Origin of the sequence: Leptospira kmetyi serovar Malaysia str. Bejo-Iso9 (genome assembly GCF_000243735.2) — a bacterium.
Classification (GTDB): Bacteria; Spirochaetota; Leptospiria; order Leptospirales; family Leptospiraceae; genus Leptospira; species Leptospira kmetyi.
Genome location: NZ_AHMP02000003.1, coordinates 2,635,921 through 2,654,813, shown reverse-complemented (window position 1 = coordinate 2,654,813; position 18,893 = coordinate 2,635,921). Strand labels below are relative to the sequence as shown.

17 protein-coding genes are annotated in these 18,893 nt (G+C 44.4%); 12 read left to right on the top strand and 5 right to left on the bottom strand.

The window, feature by feature from the left end:
- Positions 1-15: 15 nt before the first annotated feature.
- Positions 16-1,251 carry an MFS transporter gene (locus LEP1GSC052_RS14875; protein ID WP_020985941.1) on the top strand — a complete coding sequence of 412 codons (1,236 nt, stop codon included), beginning with the start codon at positions 16-18 and terminating at the stop codon, positions 1,249-1,251.
- 88 nt (positions 1,252-1,339) lie between these two features.
- On the opposite strand, the gene gpmI is transcribed toward LEP1GSC052_RS14875, so the two are convergent.
- Positions 1,340-2,980: a 2,3-bisphosphoglycerate-independent phosphoglycerate mutase gene (gpmI, locus tag LEP1GSC052_RS14870; protein ID WP_010573463.1), complete on the bottom strand. Its 1,641-nt coding sequence runs from the start codon at positions 2,978-2,980 to the stop codon at positions 1,340-1,342.
- Positions 2,981-3,151: 171 nt separating this feature from the next.
- Here gpmI and LEP1GSC052_RS14865 point away from each other — a divergent pair, with 171 nt between their 5' ends.
- Both LEP1GSC052_RS14865 and LEP1GSC052_RS14860 read left to right on the top strand, forming a co-directional pair.
- Positions 3,152-5,179, top strand: coding sequence for a hypothetical protein (locus LEP1GSC052_RS14865; protein WP_010573464.1), 2,028 nt, complete (start codon positions 3,152-3,154; stop codon positions 5,177-5,179).
- Positions 5,180-5,336: 157 nt separating this feature from the next.
- Positions 5,337-6,338, top strand: a complete 1,002-nt coding sequence (locus tag LEP1GSC052_RS14860) for a DUF1554 domain-containing protein (RefSeq protein ID WP_010573465.1) — start codon at positions 5,337-5,339, stop codon at positions 6,336-6,338.
- 18 nt (positions 6,339-6,356) lie between these two features.
- Here the strand turns inward: LEP1GSC052_RS14860 and LEP1GSC052_RS14855 are convergent, their stop codons facing one another.
- Entirely contained in the window at positions 6,357-7,193 is an 837-nt protein-coding gene (locus LEP1GSC052_RS14855) for an LA_0442/LA_0875 N-terminal domain-containing protein (protein WP_010573466.1), read from the bottom strand.
- Between the two features lie 109 nt (positions 7,194-7,302).
- On the opposite strand from LEP1GSC052_RS14855, the gene LEP1GSC052_RS14850 reads away from it, so the two are divergent.
- Complete coding sequence (locus LEP1GSC052_RS14850; RefSeq protein ID WP_010573467.1) at positions 7,303-7,851, top strand: RNA polymerase sigma factor; 549 nt, start codon at positions 7,303-7,305, stop codon at positions 7,849-7,851.
- A 163-nt stretch (positions 7,852-8,014) separates the two neighbouring features.
- The gene (locus LEP1GSC052_RS14845; RefSeq protein ID WP_040913616.1) at positions 8,015-9,064 is read left to right on the top strand and encodes a FecR family protein; all 1,050 of its coding nucleotides are present in this window, start codon (positions 8,015-8,017) and stop codon (positions 9,062-9,064) included.
- Between the two features lie 273 nt (positions 9,065-9,337).
- Here LEP1GSC052_RS14845 and LEP1GSC052_RS14840 read toward each other — a convergent pair whose 3' ends face one another.
- Entirely contained in the window at positions 9,338-9,787 is a 450-nt protein-coding gene (locus LEP1GSC052_RS14840; RefSeq protein ID WP_010573469.1) for a DoxX family protein, read from the bottom strand.
- A gap of 433 nt (positions 9,788-10,220) precedes the next feature.
- Between LEP1GSC052_RS14840 and LEP1GSC052_RS21310 the strand changes: the two genes are divergently transcribed.
- The 3 genes from LEP1GSC052_RS21310 (at position 10,221) to LEP1GSC052_RS14830 (ending at position 12,919) form a co-directional block, all read left to right on the top strand.
- A complete protein-coding gene (locus LEP1GSC052_RS21310; RefSeq protein WP_010573470.1) occupies positions 10,221-10,391 on the top strand; it encodes a hypothetical protein in 171 nt (56 codons plus the stop codon).
- Between the two features lie 76 nt (positions 10,392-10,467).
- Positions 10,468-12,405: a ribosomal protection-like ABC-F family protein gene (gene abc-f, locus LEP1GSC052_RS14835; RefSeq protein ID WP_010573471.1), complete on the top strand. Its 1,938-nt coding sequence runs from the start codon at positions 10,468-10,470 to the stop codon at positions 12,403-12,405.
- A 178-nt stretch (positions 12,406-12,583) separates the two neighbouring features.
- On the top strand, positions 12,584-12,919 hold the full coding sequence (locus tag LEP1GSC052_RS14830) for a rhodanese-like domain-containing protein (protein ID WP_010573472.1): 336 nt from the start codon (positions 12,584-12,586) through the stop codon (positions 12,917-12,919).
- Positions 12,920-13,115: 196 nt separating this feature from the next.
- Here the strand turns inward: LEP1GSC052_RS14830 and LEP1GSC052_RS14825 are convergent, their stop codons facing one another.
- Both LEP1GSC052_RS14825 and LEP1GSC052_RS14820 read right to left on the bottom strand, forming a co-directional pair.
- A complete protein-coding gene (locus LEP1GSC052_RS14825) occupies positions 13,116-13,730 on the bottom strand; it encodes a TetR/AcrR family transcriptional regulator (protein ID WP_020986502.1) in 615 nt (204 codons plus the stop codon).
- Positions 13,731-13,750: 20 nt separating this feature from the next.
- Positions 13,751-14,536 (bottom strand): acyl-CoA desaturase, encoded by a 786-nt coding sequence (locus tag LEP1GSC052_RS14820; protein WP_010573473.1) that lies wholly within the window; start codon positions 14,534-14,536, stop codon positions 13,751-13,753.
- A 205-nt stretch (positions 14,537-14,741) separates the two neighbouring features.
- On the opposite strand from LEP1GSC052_RS14820, the gene LEP1GSC052_RS14815 reads away from it, so the two are divergent.
- From LEP1GSC052_RS14815 to LEP1GSC052_RS14800, 4 genes are all read left to right on the top strand, one after another.
- Positions 14,742-15,578: an acetoacetate decarboxylase family protein gene (locus LEP1GSC052_RS14815; protein ID WP_020985775.1), complete on the top strand. Its 837-nt coding sequence runs from the start codon at positions 14,742-14,744 to the stop codon at positions 15,576-15,578.
- Positions 15,579-15,669: 91 nt separating this feature from the next.
- Positions 15,670-16,851 (top strand): acetyl-CoA C-acetyltransferase, encoded by a 1,182-nt coding sequence (locus LEP1GSC052_RS14810; protein ID WP_010573475.1) that lies wholly within the window; start codon positions 15,670-15,672, stop codon positions 16,849-16,851.
- Between the two features lie 88 nt (positions 16,852-16,939).
- On the top strand, positions 16,940-17,689 hold the full coding sequence (locus tag LEP1GSC052_RS14805; RefSeq protein ID WP_010573476.1) for a TMEM175 family protein: 750 nt from the start codon (positions 16,940-16,942) through the stop codon (positions 17,687-17,689).
- 232 nt (positions 17,690-17,921) lie between these two features.
- Positions 17,922-18,620 (top strand): YwaF family protein, encoded by a 699-nt coding sequence (locus LEP1GSC052_RS14800; RefSeq protein ID WP_010573477.1) that lies wholly within the window; start codon positions 17,922-17,924, stop codon positions 18,618-18,620.
- The last annotated feature ends 273 nt before the right edge of the window (positions 18,621-18,893 follow it).

The following is an 18,893-nucleotide window of genomic DNA, read 5'->3' as shown; positions in this document are numbered from 1 at the left end:
TATTATAAAAATACGATGAATCAAATCCGAGAAAGTCGATCCTCAAGCGACGCGACCTATTCCAAAAGAAGTCTTTTGTCCTTTTATGCGAATACCGGAGTCACCTTGCTTGCCGGGAACATGCTCAACTATTCTTTGATCATCTATGCTCTGGATCTTACGGGATCTCAGACATTTGCGGGAACGATTTTTTTCGCCAACGTGTTGCCTACGATCCTGTTCAGTTTTTTTGTGGGCGCGATTTTGGATCGATATTCTCGTTTGAAAATTTTATATATATTTCAGACGAACTACATTCTTTCCGGACTTGTTTTGGGAATTTTAATCGGAATCGGCTGGATGAGTTACGATCTTCGAATCATTCTCATCTTTCTCGCGGTATACAACGGACTTGCGTTGACGTTTATGATTCCGGGGCGATTGACCCTGCTCGGAAACTTGGTCGATCCGAAGGACGCGGGAAAGGCGACCATGATGTTGAACATTCTCATCATCGTCGGTTTCGGATTGGCGCCGATGCTCGTGGGCTTAATCAAACAAAAACAGAATTGGGACGTTTTGTTCTATTCCATCTCCGCGCTTTATTCGATCGGATATCTGTTTCTTCTTTTGGTAAGAATTCAGGAAAACGTAATCGTTGAAAAGGAAACGATCTGGGAAGGTTTAAAGACGGGAATCGCATTTTTGAAATCGGAAAAATTATCCGTGGAACTTTTGATTCTCACCGCGTTCGCGATCTTTATGGTGGGACCGATGCAGGTCGTTCTTCCTCAATTTGCGAAAAACATACTATTCTTAAATGAAAGGGAACGAGGTTTGTATATGGGAACCCTCGGACTCGGATTGTTTTTGGGAGGAATCGGAGTGCGATTGTTGCACGATCGTTTTCACAGAGGACTCGTGATGTTGAGCGCGACTTTTCTTTCCGGAGTAACCGTATTAGCGATTTCTAATTTATCCGATCCGATTTTGTCTTCCGTATTATTGTTGATCGTCGGATTTTTGGGAGGCGCGATCAGTGCGCTCATTCCTTCCACGCTTCAGATGATCACACCCGACCACGTGCGCGGAAGGGTGATGAGTTTTTATAGTTTGATCTTTCAGACGACCCCCGCGCTCGCCGGTTTGATTACCGGGAAACTCGCCGATCTTTACGGTCAATCTTGGTCGATCGGATTTTCAGGAATTTTCATTCTCGTTTCGGCGGTCTTCTGTACGATTTCCTTTACGAAACTGCGCGCACTACCGTAGCTCTTTTGTAAAAGCGCGCGATCACTGATCTCGTCACGAAGTTCTTCAAACCTAATATCGACGGCGAACCGCCACCGTCGACTTCGCATTAATTTAAGATCAAAGAAGAATGATATCCTTCCGGAGTTTCGTATCCCATCGCGTCCAGAATCGTAGCCGCGACGTTTGCAAGACCCGCATCGGAAATCTTAGAATCCAGCTGAATCTTCTTTTCGGGATCCAAAACGGAAAAAGGAACCGAGTTCAGAGTGTGACTCGTTTTAGGAACCGGTTTTCCGTGAGAATCCTTTTCCACGTTTCCTTTTTTGTCCAATTGATACATTTCGTCCGCGTTTCCGTGATCGGCGGTTATCATCAGAATTATATTCTGTTTTTCGCATACTTTCCAAAGACGTTCCACACAACCGTCTAGAAATTCCATGGCCTGAACCGTGGCCGGATAATTTCCGGTATGACCCACCATATCTCCGTTCGCGTAGTTCACTCTGTAAAAATCCTGTTTGTTTTCGTTCAACGCTTTCTCTAGGGCTTCGGTGATTAAGAGAGCTTTCATTTCGGGGCTTTGATCAAACGGGATCACGTCGGATTGGATTTCCCGATATTCTTCCGAGCTCTGATCGAAGTAACCGCTTTTGTTTCCGTTCCAGAAATACGTAACGTGTCCGTATTTTTGAGTTTCGGATAACGCGTACTGCGCGACGCCCGAGTTCGCCATGTATTCGCCTAACGTCCGATCGATGGCCGGAGGTGCGACTAAAAATCTTTCGGGTAGTTTCAAATCCCCGTCGTATTGCATGATTCCCGCATAAGTAATTTCGGGAAGCGCGCCACGATCGAACTTATCGAAATTCTTTTGCGTAAACGCCAAAGAAATTTCGATCGCTCTGTCCCCGCGGAAGTTCGTAAAGATCACTGAATCCTTGTCCTGAATTCTACCCACCGGATTTCCGTTATCCGCGATCACGAAAGAAGGAAGATACTGATCGATCACTTTCGGATCTTCGGCGCGGAACGTTTCGATCGCTTCTTTTGCGGAGGAGAATTTTCTGCCTTCTCCCTTTACGTGAACGGCCCAACCTCTTTCCACCATCGACCAATCGGCTTCGTAACGATCCATCGTGATCGTCATTCTTCCTCCGCCCGAGGCGATTTGAATATCGGTTCCGTTTTTTCTCAAAGAATCGAGCCAGGTTTCAAAAGGATTCAAATAATCTAATGCGGATTTTTCGGGAACGTCCCTTCCGTCCAAAAGAATATGAAGTCTAATCTTGGAAACCTTTTCCGCGATCGCTTGGAGGATCAGAGCTTTCGTATGATCGATATGCGCGTGAACGTTTCCGTCCGAAAAAAGACCTAACAGGTGTAAGGTGGAATTGTTTTTATGGACGTTTTCTATAACTTCTTTCCAAGCTTGACCGCGGAAAATATCTTTGCTTGCGATCGAGTTGGAAACCAACTTGGCTCCCTGGTCGAAAATTCTCCCCGAACCGAGAACGTTGTGACCGACTTCCGAATTTCCCATGTCGTCGTCGGAAGGCATACCGACCGCTTTACCGTGAGCTTGTATATGAAGCGTAGGAAATTGATTCCATACCTGATTTAAAAATGGGAGCTTTGCGCCCGCGATCGCATTTCCGAATTCCGGGCCTTTCGGAGAATATCCGACGCCGTCTAATATAACGAGTAAAACCTTTCTAGACCGAAAGGTATATTTCTTTGAGAGCTTCATGTTAGATTCATGGAACCAGTCGGCTATACGAGACGTCAAGAGATTCAAATATGAAAAAAACTTGGAAATGTGCTTTCCTTTCGTGGATCAAATGGAAAAATGAAGATCATTCATACGAAAAGCCTTCCGAAAATCTGAAAATAATTTCAATAGTCTAACAGTGGAGAGGCGATGAGTAAGCCGACCTTAAATCAAGCGTTGGGTGGGGGAAACCAAACGCAGCAAACCTTTTTAAAAGTTAAAAAGATTAACGAAGTTGTCAGTTATTATCTGAACGATCGGCTCACGCATTCCGTATACAAAGCGGTCGTAGCGCAGACCAGTTATAAAAACGCAAAATCTCAAAACCTATTTCAAGTAGAATCCAGAGTTCCGGAAGCCGCGGAACTGACCACGGCGGAAGTTGTCTTTCACATCAAACGATTGTTGGAAGACGGAGTCGCGCTTCAATTCGCGTATTTCTATGTGGATCCCGCCACATCCGAACTCAAACTCAAACCGTGCTACGTTGCCTATCCCGATGCGGAGCTCGGAGATCTGACTCGTATTTATCTTTCCTTAATCGATCTTTCCATCAACTCGATCCTATCGTATTTGGAAAGCAGGCCGCCTTTAGGAAAAGAGATTTTATGGGAGGATCTCGAAGCCGATTTTAAAGGGGAGAATGTACAAAAACTAAAACTCTTTTTCAATCCGGAAGGATTTTTCAAAGCTCCTAATATTAGCATTCCTTTAAATACGGATTACGTGAAGGACATGTTGTTCGAGATCACGGACGGACTGATCAAAAAAGGGAGAATCCGGGAAATTCCCGAGTTCGGATATTTGATCGTCAAGGTCAAAGAATTGCAGACGTTATTCGAGCTTGTGGACGAATTTCATTTTAAGAAATTGTTTCCGAAATACAGATTCGCTTTATCGGACGTGTTTACCGCGATTTCACACGAAGAAAGGCTACACGCGAGCGATCCTTCTTCGGCGCCCACGACTCAATTCGGAAAAAGAAGATCGGAAGCGATCGAAAAAGTCGTTCAAACGGATTCCGATCGAAAGATAAAACGCAAGTTGATGGGAACGGAATTGATCCAAAGTCTGAGCGAAGAGATCGAAAGTTCCTTGGGCTTCACGTATCACGAACAGATTCGAAATCGTTATCACGAGATGAGCGATCATCTTTCCAAACAAAACGGACGTTGGGATAAACTCGTGTTGTTCATTCCCGACGAAGAATTCAGATCGTATCCCGCGGAGTTGAAAAAACTTTTTACGGAAGACCTGCATATCGCCTATTCTCCCTGGGAAACGAAGGGAATTACGATGCATTCTTTTATGAGAGTCGACGTGGAAACGGTCAAATCCGTGATCAAATCCTTGGCTGTTGTGCCTAACGTGGAAGCCTGGAAGGTATTGAGCATTCGTAATTTGATAGAATTGAACGAAGACGCGGTTCGAAGCGTGTTCAAGGACGCGGATTTCGTAAAAAATTACGGAAAGGTTTTACGCAAAGGTTACGTGGAATATTTCCCATGGTATTTCGCGATTTTGGATTTTTTCGGAATCGCAAAGTTGTTTCAGGACATGTTCTTTCAAACCGCAAAGGAAAAGATCAGGTCGGAACAATCCGTTTTCAGATCCAAAAACAGAGAAGCCGCTCTCAAACAGGATCAAGCTAAGATTCAGGAAAAACTCAAAGAAGAGGAAAGAATCAAGGCGCTCGAACAAAAGTCGAAACTTTCGGAAGCTTTGAATCAATATTATTTTGAGAAGAATCTTCCCCCCGTATTAAAGGACATTCTTTATGAAGTACCGGGTTATTCTTCCGAAGTGATCCATCAGATCGTGGACCGGGAAAAATTCGTGCTCATCGCCGATCCGGCCGGAGATAAAACGGATTCCATCGTAATTTATCCGGACGACGAATCCTTTCGCGTGAGAGCAAAAGAGATTCACAAGGTTTTGTCCGAGAAAAAGAAGAATCTTGAATTCAAACTGAGAAATAAGGACGAGGATTTTCAAGTGGAGAAAATCACGAAAACTCTGAAGTATTTGGATTCTTGGTTCGCTTCCAAACCGGATCAAAATTTGGTCCCGAATAAGAATTTAAAAGCCGGAGCATCGTCCGCCTCCAACGAAGATCCGTATGAAAACTTTCGCAAAGAAATCACGAAGGTCAAAGGGAAAGAAAAAATTTCCGTTTAATCCAAATCTTTTCTAGTTATATTTTGGGCTAATTTTTGTTAGCTGAAGGAAAATTCAGTTTTCTTTTAAAATTTTCTGAGATAGATTGAACTTACGCTTGTTGGTAAAATAGCAAGGGCGTTTTGTAACATTCGCCCGAAACGAGGTCGTGAGTACAATGTTTTCTTCGGGTCGGATTCAATCTTTCGGAATCATTTTATTTTTCATTCTTTCTTGTAGCCAAGCGGAGAAGATCGAAATGGATCTTTCCAAGGGCGGAATCGGAGCATTTTTAAATATTCTTCCCTCGATTTTACCGGTGGACGACAGCCCGTTTGACTCGACGGCTTTCCCTGCGACCATCTTAGAAGGACAATCCACTTCTTTAAAACTTACGCTAAAGACAAGGGCCGCTTCCGTTGAACAATACAATCTTACTTGGGCCGATACTTCCGCGGGTTCAACCGTCGATCAAGTCAGTATTACATACACCGGTTCCAATACGATCAATGTCAACGTGACCGCGCTTGATAACGATTGTTTGGATGATACGGTCGTCTTGAACGCGACTCGGATTTCCGATTCCAAAGTATTCGCATTAAAACTTCCGGTTACGGATCGGGATCGTTGTATTTTTCTCGCGAGCAATTCTTCCACGCCGGGAGTTACCGGGGCCGGCTTTACGGCAAATTTGGGAGGAATCGCGGGCGCGGACGCAAAGTGTCAGGCGGAAAAACCGTCTGCTTTACCGGGAAGCGCATCGGAATACAAAGCGCTTCTGGGAATCGAAGGTTTTAGAAACCCGACCAAAACGGGAACTTCCGAAGTGGATTGGCCGCTCAAAGTCGGAATTCGTTATTTTTCCTACAGCGCGCAAGCTCCGGAAGGTGCGCTGATCGCAACGGGAGTAAGCAACGGAATCGGAACGGGAAGCGCGATCTTTTCGTTTCCTCTCAACTCGTCGATCAATCATTCGACCGATGCTTCCGCGTTGAGTTTTTGGACGGGAATGAATAGTACATTCTATCCTCTTGTGGGAACATATACTTGTTCGAATTATACGGACGGAACCACCGGTTACGGTTACGACGGAGTACAAAACTCGACGAGTTCATCGGCGATTTCGAGTTATTATTTCAGTTGTACGAATCTTGCCCGTTTGATCTGCGTGCGTCAGTAAAAAGAACCGGCGTTAAAGTTAGAATTTAACCGTATACGCAGCGGTCGGAGTGATTTCCGTAAGTCCATTGATCGGACTTCTTACGATCGAAGCGGAAAATTTCCAACCTTCCGGATTCGGATCCGAAAGAAGAGCCTGCATCTTCTCGTAATCTCTTGCGAATAAAAACGTATGAATCAATTGTAAACCGTAAACGGCTCCCAAAAGCCATTGCGCTTGGTTGTATTGACTTGTGGCGCGATCATACGCGCTGAAATAAGGATTCGTAAGAGTTGCAGTCGTAAGAATTCTCGTAACCAAGGCGGTTGCGCGGACTGTTTCATCGGAAGTGACCGGGTTTAAATTCGGATCTCCGAACGCGGCAACGGTAATTGCGATCGAACTTGTTTTATAATTATTTTCTTCGGTTGCGGCTTTTTCCCGAGAATTGTTTGCGTATAACGCAGCGCCGACGAACAACACTAAGCTGATCGCCGCCCATTTTTTTTGACCTACTTTCCATTGACCCCATCCGGGAAGAATCGCGGATCTTGCGGTGATCGTCCATTTCGTTTCTTTCCAAGCCGAACGAGTAGGAGGTTCTTCGGTCTTCGGAGTTTCGGTTTGTTTGGTGACGACTTTCTTATCGTCTTTTTTCGGATCCTTCAAATTGATTTCGGAGATTTCCGTTTTTGAAATCGTTTGAACTTTCCCGTTGATCTCGATTTGAACTTCGGTTCTGGATTGATTTACAATCTTACCTTGAAGAGTTTTTCCGTTCTTAAGAATAATCGTACTCGCGGAAAGTGGTAAAGAAATTGCAAAAGCCAGAAGGAAGGCTCCTGAAGAAGTAAGAACTGTGGATATTCGAGACATATAATTATAAATCCGGTTATTTAAGATGAAATTTTCGGGTTAATCTTTTCTACAAGAAATTATCTTTTTGCTTGAAAAAACAAGTAGGAATCGGCGATCCTCTATTACTGTGGCACATACTTCCGAGTTAGAAAAGCTCTATAACCACAACAAAGATGATTTGTTTCATTATATAAAAAAATCGTTCTATGACGAAAATTCCGCGCAAGATATTCTGCACGATTCGTTCCTAAACTTTTTTCGGTATTATGAAAATAAGGACATTCCGGATCCTACATCCTGCAGGATGATTCTTTTCAGAATCGCTAGGAATTTAATTATTAACCACGCAAAATCTTATTATCAAAGAAATGTGTCTTTGGTCGGTGAGGATACTGGAAACAATTTTGCGTCTAAATCCCCAAGCCCTGAGTCGTCGGTGATGGAAAAAATCGATCAATCCGATGTGAAAAACACGATGGATTCTCTTTTAGAGGCGATTTCTCCGGAATATAAAGAAGCTCTCTTGTTGAGATATCAGCAGGACCTTAAATTGGATGAAATTTCGAAGATTCTCGGTATGAGCATATCCGGGGTTTCGAGGCTGATTGAGAGGGCGGAGAAGGCCTTAGCTCAAGAAGGCAAAAAAATTGGTTTTCAACCCGGAAATTACATATAAGGGTATTAGATCCTACCGTCTTATATTTTGAAAAATAAAGATTTCGGACTGGTGGTGATAAAAAAAATTCAGAAATGAAAAAAAAAGCTCAAATTGACTCCTTTAGTTTGTTTAACAAACAGGAAGCGGGACGGATTGAATCGCAGACCCGGGACGAATGAATATGGAAAACAAAATAAATACTCCCGAATTTGAAGGATACGCGCGGCTCCTTAGAGAAAAGGACTCTGTATCTCAACTCCCGGCTTTCGATCCTAATTGGATCGGAAAGAAGCCTCGCTTCGTCGTGGAGGACAAAATAATGAGTGTTCCGACTGATACAAAAATTCTTCATTTTCCAAAAACTACCTGGTTAGCGGCGGCGGCCGTTCTATTACTTACGATCGGAGGAGCTTGGTTTAGTCTTAGAACCCCTAAACCGGAAACCGAAATCGTTCAAGGAACTCCTTTGAAAGCGGCGGTAGTTTTCGTAAAAGGCGAAGCGTCGGTAATGAGAGAGGTGGAAACGAAGTTACACCAAGGCGATCTTCTGAATGAATCCGATATCATTCTTACAAAAGCGGGCGGCGCGGTCGACATCGGTTTGACCGACTCGAGCGTGATTCGCGTAAAAGAAAACAGCCGTTTGATTCTGAAAGAACTGAGAGAAAACAACGGTTCTCAAATTAGAATGAACTTGGCCGCAGGTAGATTATTGAACGTGGTTGAGAAAGAGAAAAAAGGAAGCAATTTCTACGTAGAAACTCCTTCTGCGGTTGCAGCGGTGAGAGGAACTTCCTTCGAAGTGAACGCATCCGAAAGCGAATCCGTGGTTTTCGTAGCGGAAGGTGCGGTGGAAGTCACTTCTCTGAACGCTTCTAAAAAGGTTTATATCTTAGAAGCCTCTAAACTCGTCACAGTAAACAAAGACGGTGAAGTTGAATCCGTGGATCTTTCCAAGTTGAATTCTACTCTTCCTGAATATAAGGATATGAAGAAGAATCTCGGAACTCTGGATAGCGAACTTCTTTCCGATGTTCAAAACTTGAAAACCGCAAAAACGGAAGAAGAGTTGAGCAAGATCTACGATCTTAGCATCGAACATATCATCATGAAAGACGGAAGAGAATTGAGAGGGGTTGTGGTTTCCCAAAAGAAAGGAAAACTCGTGGTTCAAACCCTGAAAGGATCTTACATCTTGGATGAAGACGCGGTAGATAAGATTAAATATTGATCGAATTCTAAACGAAACTTCGGTTTTGAAAGCCGTTTGAAGTTTTCTTCAAGCGGCTTTTTTATTTTTGAAGGGGAGAATTTGGATGCGCAGTTGACCGCTGAAAAACGTTCGTGCGTTGAGTCCAGAAGTCGAAGTTCGCGACGACCGGTTGCGCTCCGCTCAAAGGGAAACGGTTCGGCGAGCTGCCCGTCATCAACGTCGCGGTCATCGCACCCTGGCACATCGACCGACGTAAATACTTACGTCATTCTGAATATTCTAAATTTTGAATTAAGAAGGAATGCGTTCGTCGATCCAAGAGTCCAAAGACCAAGATCCGCCGCCAAAGATCGTTAAGGCGATTCCCATACAAACCGCGAGAATGTGATATTCGAATCCTTCTCCGCCTTGATTGCCGAACCAGTTCATAAAAAATCCGATTTCTCTGTGAGTCCATCCGGCCACTGCCAATGTGCACGTGATTCCAAACGCGGAAAGTCTTGTAAAGAGCCCGAGGACCAATGCGATCGATCCGAAAAATTCCGAGACGATAGCTAAGAATGCGAGCGCCGCCGGAAACTCGACGGTGTTTACCAAAAAATCCATCGAGGCTTCGTAACCGACTCCTCCGAACCATCCCAAAAGTTTTTGAGCTCCGTGCGGGAAAATACAAACCGCGAGGCCGATTCTGAGAAAAAGTGGGGAGAAGGATTCTCGGGTGGAAAAGAAACTTTGAATCATGGTTTGGCTCCGCAGAATTCTATCCTTAGGATTCATCCGTTTTGGATTTGGAAAAGGGGGAAGGAAACAAGAAATTTGTCGGTGGATGGAAGGGTTTTGTCGTTCGTGCTTTGGTTCTCGGAAAGGACGTTCGGGCTTTACTGGTTTATCTTTGAAAAAGTAGTAGTTCCTACATTTGTTTTGATTCAGGAGAATTCGTTGATGGGACGTTTTCGATTTGTGTTCGATGATGTGACTACTTATGTCACTTTAAATCGATTCACAAAGCGCGCCTTGTTTGTTTAGGTCGTTTTCAAAAGGATGATCGTTGAAATTTTCGCCGTAGTTCCGACCTTTCCCTCTCACAGTGAAATCTGAACGTTCTCACCTAAAATCAGTTGTCGAAACGCCCCAATTCTAAAAATCTGGCATAAGATTATTTGGCGGGAAAGCTATGTCTGAAGAAACACAAGAAAAGAAAAACAAAAAGATCAATAAAATGACCGTTGCCGAGATCAATGCGGCGATTCAGACTTCTAAAGAGAAGATGAACGGCGGTTCTAGCAAATACATCCTGCATTTGAATGCTCGATTGGAAGAACTTGCGGCAAAGGGTAAGAAATAATTTAATTCTTTTTTCCGGTCCGTCGAAATTCGACGGGTCCCGGCCCCTGCCTGCGGCTTTCTAAACTCCTCAATCCTTGCTCCAGTTCATCGACATAAAACATCAATATGCCTCCGCCGTTTTGTTCGACGGATTTTCTTGGCATATCAAACCGGGCGCGCGCGTTTGTTTGGTCGGACCGAACGGTTCCGGTAAATCAACGTTGTTCCGAATCGCGGAAGGTAAGTTCGTTCCCGACAACGGAAGCGTCGCGAAATCGAAAAACACGGAAATCTCCGTGTTTCAACAGATCCCCGATTTCGATCCCGAAGCGAAGGTGATCGATACTGCATTAGCAAAACATAAACATTATAAAGAATATTCGGAAAGACTCAACGAAATCAATCGTAAGTTCGATCTCATTCCTCACGACTCGAAGGAGTTTACGGAGCTTTTGGACGAACAAAGTTCTCTGGAGGAATACGCGTTTACTTATGGAGTTCACGAGTTGGAATCCAAAGCCCGCAAGGTTTTAGGAGGATTAGGTTTTTCGAATGTTCAAATGGAAATGAAAGTCCGAGAATTTTCTCCGGGCTATCAACACCGCTTGGGACTTGCGATCACGCTTTTAAATCCGGGCAACTTACTCTTGTTAGACGAACCGACGAACCACTTGGACAACGCTTCCAAGGATTGGCTTGCGGATTATTTGAATTCAACGGGACAATCCTTCGTTCTCGTAACACACGATCCCGAATTCTTAAATTCCACATGCGATACGATCGCCGAACTTTCTCCTTCTGGAGTGATCGAATTTCGGGGAACTCTCGAAGAATACTTCGAACACAAGAACGAACTTCAGGAAAAACTTCAGGCCCAGTTTGAAAAGGAAGAATCTTATCTCAAAAAAAGAATGGAATGGATCGATCGTTTCCGCGCGCAAGCGACCAAAGCGAGACAGGTTCAATCCGCTCTTAAAAAACTCGAAAAACGGGATAAGGTCGAAGCTCCGCAGGAATCGTTTTGGAATTCCAAATCGGATTATAAGTTCAATTTTATTTCTTCGGGGAGAATCACCGCGAGAATCGAAGAAGGCTCCTTTTCCTATTCCGGAAAACCTCCTTATGTTTTTAGCGACGCGAATCTCGAAATTTCGGCGGGCGACAAGATTGCGGTCGTAGGTCCGAACGGCGCGGGAAAATCCACTTTCTTACGATGTTTATTAGAAATTCATAAATTAAGTTCCGGTAAAATATATTACGGACCGAAAACGAAGATCGGTTATTTTTCTCAGAACCATCACGAGGAACTGGATTCTTCCAAAAATCTTTTGCAGACCGTGATGAGCGCTTATCCGGATCTTACGGAACAACAGGCTCGAAGTCTTCTCGGTTACTTTTCTTTTTCGGACGATTCCGTTTACAAGCAAACCAGTTTGCTTTCCGGGGGGGAACAAAGTCGTCTTCGTCTCGCGTTGCTCGTTCGTCTTCCCGCCAACTCGATCTTTTTGGACGAGCCCACAAACCACTTGGATTTGGTCGTTCGGGACAATCTGAGAAGAGCCCTTATGGCATATGAAGGTTCTCTTCTTATCATTTCTCACGATCCGGAGTTTCTAAAGGACCTTTGCAATCGGACGATCTCCGTGGACAACGGCCAGATCCGGGATTATAACTGTACGTTTTCGGATTATCTCAAATACAATCTGGACGAGACCGAGTCTTCCAAGCCGCAGAACGGAAATTCTCCTCAGAAAAAAGAGGATTCGACTCAGACGAGATCCAAGAAGAACGCGGATAAGAATCGAATCAAAAAAATTCAAAAAGATCTGGAACAGATCGAAGCCAAGATAGAACTTTTGGAAAAGTCCAAAAAGAATCTGGAAGAAGTGTTGGCCGATCCCGGTTTTTTTAAGAATCGAAGTTATCAATTGGAATTGGACAATCTAAACGAGGCAAAAAACGAAATCACTCGTTTGACTTCGGAATGGGAATCTCTTCAATTGGAACTCGAAGAACTTTCCGGCGCCGTCTAATCTACGGTTGCCGTTCGGATAATCCAACGCCGCGCTTCCTAAATCGCGATCGGTAGAAAGCGATAGATTGAGCTCGATGCGTGCAAAACTCAACGTCCGCTCTAAGCGCTGACGAGTCGGAACTCCGAAACATTGGACGAATCTTACATTCTATAATTAAATTGAGGAACGCCGTCGTATGACACCGAAAGAACTAAAAGCGAGATTGGATCAGAGAAAAGCGGGACAGGATTCATTCTTTTTACTCGACGTTCGAAATCCGAACGAAGTGGAAATCAGCACCATCGAAGGAACCGACCTTTTGATTCCTGTTGGCGAACTTCCGAACCGAGTTTCCGAAATCAACCCTTGGAAAGAATCCGGTAAGGACGTGATCGTTTATTGTCGTTCCGGAGGACGTTCTGGAATGGCCTGCGGAATTCTGAAACAATCCGGGTTTTCAAAGGTGCATAACGTGGAGGGCGGGATTCTTCTTTATTCCGACGAAGTGGATTCTTCCCTCGCCAAATATTAAAAAAATCTAAATTAGATCGCAAAACGTCGCGTAGCGTTTACGGTATGATGTAAACGCTACGCGTTTCCGCGAGAATTTTAGAATTGGAAAATTCTAAAACAAAATCCTAAACTTTAAATTTTAAATCGGAACTTGCGTGAAAATTTTTCGAAAGATCTGCGTAAGAATCTGCAAGTCGGAAATATTTGCGATTCAATCACTCGCCGAGAAGAATTTTACGGAAATATAAAAAGCCTTCGCTCAACGGATCGTCTTTTCCGCCTCTGCGACGTTTGAGCATATTCGTAAGATCCAAAACCATCAAACCGTACATCCATGCCCACATCATTCTCGCGATCGCGGGATATTCCGCTTTCGGAAGTTTGAATTCTTTGCTGGCGCATCCGTTTCGGATCGTTTCTAAAAATACCCTGTAACTTGTGGGAAGGCTCGGGAATGCCTTGCGGTGCATATGACCGTGAACTGTGTTGAACATCACTTTGTGAAGTTCCTTGTTGTTCAAAGAAAAATCCCAATACGCTCTTGCGATTCCGGCCAGTTTTTCAAAGGAATTCTTTCCGTTTCTTTGAGCGTTTCTGAGAAGTTGCGTAAGTTCAGTTTCACCCTTTGCGATGAGAACCTGAATGATTTCTTCCTGACTTTTAAAGTGAGAATAGGGGCTTGCTACGCTGCAGTCCAACTTTTCCGCGATCTTTCTCATCGAAAGGCCGTCGATTCCTTCTTCTTGTAGGATCTCCATCGCAACCTGAACGATGTTTTCACGGTTGAGACTGTTTCTGGATCTTCTTTTGTGTCGAACTGCAGTTGTCATCTTTAGATTCTTAACTTGGATCAAGCCGCTTTGGAAACTGGGACCCGCCCTTTGGTCGTCCAAACGTCTCGTTTTATGTTTATGATCCCAACTTTATGCAACCCCTTCATGATCTGAAAGCAAAAATCCACTTCCCACCATTTATATGCGAAGTTTGGGGAGGTCGGATGCCCGTGGTGATTGTTCTGATACAATTCTCCCATGGTCAAAAAGTCGATCGGTAACATATTCTTAGACTCGTCCTGGGTTTTAAAGTGATTTCTATAACCGTATTTATGTCCTCCCCAGTTTACAATCGCGCCGTGAATCGGTCCCATCAGCCAATGAATCGGCAGTAAAAGATACCAAGCCCACTGTCCTTCGGGAACGAAAGCCATGTAATAAAACGCATAAAGGGAACCGAAACCGATTCGAAACCACCAATTCTGACCGAGCATGTCGATGGATTTCCAGCGGGGAATAAAATCTCTCGTAAACTCGGGGTTTGCGGGAACTCGGTCATACGCGAAGTCGTCGTAGATCTTTTTGGTTTTAATCATCATATCGAACGCATTCTTTGAAAAGTGGGGAGAATGCGGATCTTCTTCCGTATCGCTGTAAGAATGGTGCATTCTATGCAGAACCGCATACCCATAGGGGTTCAGATAAGAAGGGCCTTGGATAAGCATCGTTGACAAATGGAAGAATTTTTCCCATCTGCGATTCATCGAAAACATCGCGTGCGCCGCGTATCTGTGTAAGAAGAAGGTTTGGGCGAAAACCGAACCGAACCAGTGTGCAAAAAATAAAATTAAAATGGGGACCATGTCGGGCCTCCTTGTTTTTTCTCTTCAGTGAACGTTGTTCATTATGACCAAAATAAACGAACATCGTTAATTAAGTAAAGAGAAAAAGGAAAAGAATTCCTACTTTCCAAAAATGGGTTTTTTTGAGGACTTGGAAGAAAGAAAACAAAACGAGTAGAATCGCCGGATTTCGAAGGCTTTTTTCTATTTTTAGGTGGCATCGGTGGTGGCAAAGAAGGCTGTAAAAAAGAAATCTGTAGGATCTCCTACTTCCAAATCCTCGAAGAAATCGGCTTCGGCTTCCAAAAACGGAAAGTCAAAATCGGCAAAATCCGTAAAAACCACCGGGCGCTCGAGTTCGGGAAAACTTAGCAAAACGCTCACTACGGATCGCGTTTTAGGTCGGAACTCCGGCGTTTCCGCAAAACACTTTCCAGCGCCTTGGAACTTAAAAGGAGAAGGTTTTCTGTTCCCTCTTTGGGCTAAAAAGGACTACAATCGCGAGATGTGCTTTTTCTCCGACGAGGATTCCAGACAATACAGGGGCGGACTCGGATCGATCATGCTCGTCAATTACGAGACGAGCGATGTCGGACCTTATTACGAACTTCTTTATATTCCCGGAAACTTCGAATACAAAGGCGAGAGCTACAAAAGAATCACGAGAATTTTCGTTTCCAGTCAGAAATCCGTGGAAGAGGGAATTCTAAACTGGGCGATCCCGAAAGAAAGAGCGGACTTCACTTGGATGAAAGAAGGAAATCTTACAAAAATTTCCGCTTATAGAAACGGAAAAGAATTCTTCCGCGTCGTAATCGCGACCAAAGGTTTTTCGTTTCCGGTTTCCACAAAAATTCTCCCTTACACACTTTTACAAAAGGCGCCTTACGGTTATCTACAAACCCAGTTTATCGGAAAAGGTAAGGGAAGAATCGCAAAGATCCAAGAGATCTGGAGCGACGAAGCCGTGTTCCCGGACGTGATCAAAGGCGGAGTTTTTAAAACGGGGATTCATTCGAATCCTTTCGAATTGGTTTTTCCCGTCGCGGATAAGATCGATTGAGAGATCGTTTCGAATCCTTTTCAATTCGGCTTTATAAAAACGTAATTTAGAGCATTCAAGATTTAGAATATTAGAGTTATTAGGAGTAATCATGGAAGAAGCGGTCATTCTGGACGGTATTAGAACCCCGTTCGGCAATTTTGGAGGAACCCTTAAGGATCTCAGCGCGGTGGATTTGGGGGTTTTGGCTTCCAAGGCGATCTTGGAAAAAACGGGAGTTTCTCCCGATGCGATCGGAGAATCCATTTTCGGAAACGTAATTCCGACCGGAAAAGAAGCGATCTATCTCGCTCGTCATATCGGTTTAAAAACCGGTCTTCCTCTTGCGGTTCCCGCCTTGACGTTGAATCGTCTTTGCGGTTCCGGTATGGAAGCGATCGTTCAAGCGGCTAAGAAGATTTACCTTGGAGACGCGGACGCGGTTCTCGCGGGCGGAGTGGAATCTATGAGCAACGCTCCTTACGTGGTTCGAAACGCTCGTTGGGGAGTTCGTTACGGTTCCGCGGAATTCGAAGATACTCTCGAACAAGGTCTTACCGATCAGTATGTCGGTTTAATCATGGGTCAAACCGCGGAGAATCTCGCGGACCAATATAAAATCTCAAGGCAAGAACAGGATGAATGGGCGGCGACTTCTCAAACACGCGCTGAAAAAGCGACGAACGAAGGTCGTCTGAAAGAAGAGATTCTTCCCGTAACGATCGGAGGTAAAAAACCGATCACGTTGGATAAGGATGAATTCATCAAAGGCGCGGCCGGTGTTGAAAAACTCGGAAGTCTAAAAGCGGTTTTCCGCGACGGTGGAACCGTGACCGCGGGAAACGCTTCCGGTTTGAACGACGGCGCGGCGGCAACGATCGTTACTTCCGCTTCTTACGCAAAGAAGATCGGTAAAAAACCTTTGGCGATCATTCGCGGTTACGGTCACGCGGGTTGTGATCCTGCTAAGATGGGAATCGGTCCCGCGATCGCGATTCCTGCGGCTTTGAAAAAAGCGGGTTTAAAACTTTCCGATATGAGTCTTGTGGAAGTGAACGAAGCCTTTGCGGCCCAATATCTTGCGGTTCAAAAAGAACTCGGTCTTGATCCTTCGATTACCAACGTGAACGGCGGAGCCGTTGCGATCGGTCATCCGCTCGGAGCTTCCGGCGCGAGAGTTACGATCACTTTGGCGTACGAGCTCAGAAGAAGAAAGGCGAAATACGGCGTTGCTTCTCTTTGTATCGGAGGCGGTCAAGGAATCGCTCTCGTTCTGGAAAATCCGGAAGCATAAGAGAACATAACGTAAGGGAAGAATTCTTTCTTTCCGTTTGATTTGGAAAAGCCCGGGTTGTCCCGGGCTTTTTTTACGGAGTGAGTGTATGGCAAAAGCTAAGAAAAATATCCTAAAGAAAAAAACGCAAACGCAGTCGATCGAAGAATCTTATTCTTCTTCTCATCCTACTTCTTCTTCGAAAACGGAGGAAGGAACGATCTATGACGCGGAAAGAATGGTCGTTTACAGCGACGCGGTTTTTGCGATCGCCTTGACGTTGATGGCGTTGGAGATTAAAATTCCTCATCTTCACGATCTCGGATCGGGAAGTTTGCTTCAGGCTTTGCTCGCAAAATGGCCGGATTATCTGAGCTTTGTGATCAGCTTTTTAATCATCTCCGTGGTTTGGACCAATCATCATACGATCTTTAAATACGTTAAAAAGACGGATCATACTTTGATCATGCTCAACAGTTTTCTGATGCTCAATATTTCTTTTATTCCTTTTTGTTCCGCTCTTTTGGGAGAATATTCGGCGCAAGGCGGTGAGAATGCGACGCTTGCTTCTTTGATCTATGGAGCTTGGATTACTCTCGGGGGAATTCCGTTTAATTTGGTTTGGAGATACGGAGTGGGGAATCCGCGTCTTCGCGATCCGAATGCCGATTTGGAAGAAATCCGAGCGATCAGCGGACATTACATCAAAGGACCGATTTTTTATGCGATCGTGACGGCTTTGGCTTTTGTGAATGTTTGGCTGAGTTTGGCCGGTTTCGTGTTTTTGATTCTTTTCTTTTTGATTCCCGCCAGTTGGGTTTTTAAATTCAAAGAAAAGAAGGTCGAATCCAAAGGTTGAAGGAGTTCCTACAAATTCGTAGGTCGATCAGGCAATTGCCGTTTTAGGCTTTGAACGTTGGAGTTCATACATCGATTTGGAGTTCGGACTCATCGTGGGACCGAAAATGTGGTAGTTCCTACATCGATTTGAATCTCGGGCTCACTGCGGAATCAAAAAGGTAGTAGTTCCTACATTTCTAAAACGGAGCTAAACATTCTCAGAGGAGATCGAATTACAAAATTCTAAAATCATGGAACAAAGATTTCAAATCGGCTCCGGACTTCACTATTTCGTTCTGTTTTTAACCGTATCTACGATTTTACTTTTGCTTTGGATCGCAAGAAAGGATCGGCAGGGAATTCTTTCCAAACGAATCGGCTTCGGGATCGCATGGATTCTAATCTTAAATTATATCGTCTACGTGATCTATCGAATCGATTCCGGTCACTGGGAAATCCGTTACGATCTACCGATGGAATTTTGTAATTGGGCGATGATTGTAACATCGATTGCTCTTTTAACTCACAACCGAACCTTTGCAGAACTTTCCTACTTTTGGGTGTTGAGCGGTTCGATCAACGGCGTGATTACGCCGGATCTTCAGAATACGTTTCCACATATTTATTTCTTTATATTCTTTATCGCTCATTCGGGTCTTGTGATCGCTTCGCTTTACATCGTTTTCGGATTAAAATTGGAACCTCGTCCTTGGGCCGTTCTTCGGGCCTTCTTATATTCTCAGATATTTTTCGTAACGGCGTTTGCCGTGGACTATGCTTTGGACGGAAACTACGGTTACATGATGTCCAAACCGAGCGCCGGTTCCGCATTGGATTATCTGGGAGAATGGCCTTACTATCTGATTCATATGCAATTGATCGGAGTCGGATTTTTCATTCTTCTGTATCTTCCGTTCTACTTTAAGAATCGAAAGTCGTTTCCGTCTTAAAAACGATTGGATTCTCGGCTTGGAAAGTGTTAGAGTTTTCAAAAGAATCTGTTGGAAAAAGGAGACAGTTCTTTGAAAGAAAGAATACATTCGAATCCGGTGAATTCCCTCTTTCAAGCGTCTCCTTCGGTTTTGGATTTCGTACATTCTTGACGGTAAAGGATTCTCTTCGAATCCTGCATACAGAGCTCGTAAATCCAGGTTCCAATACCGATTTCGAGGCCGTACCGGAAATGAGACACCGGCTATCGGCGATCCAGGCGGGATGCCCGG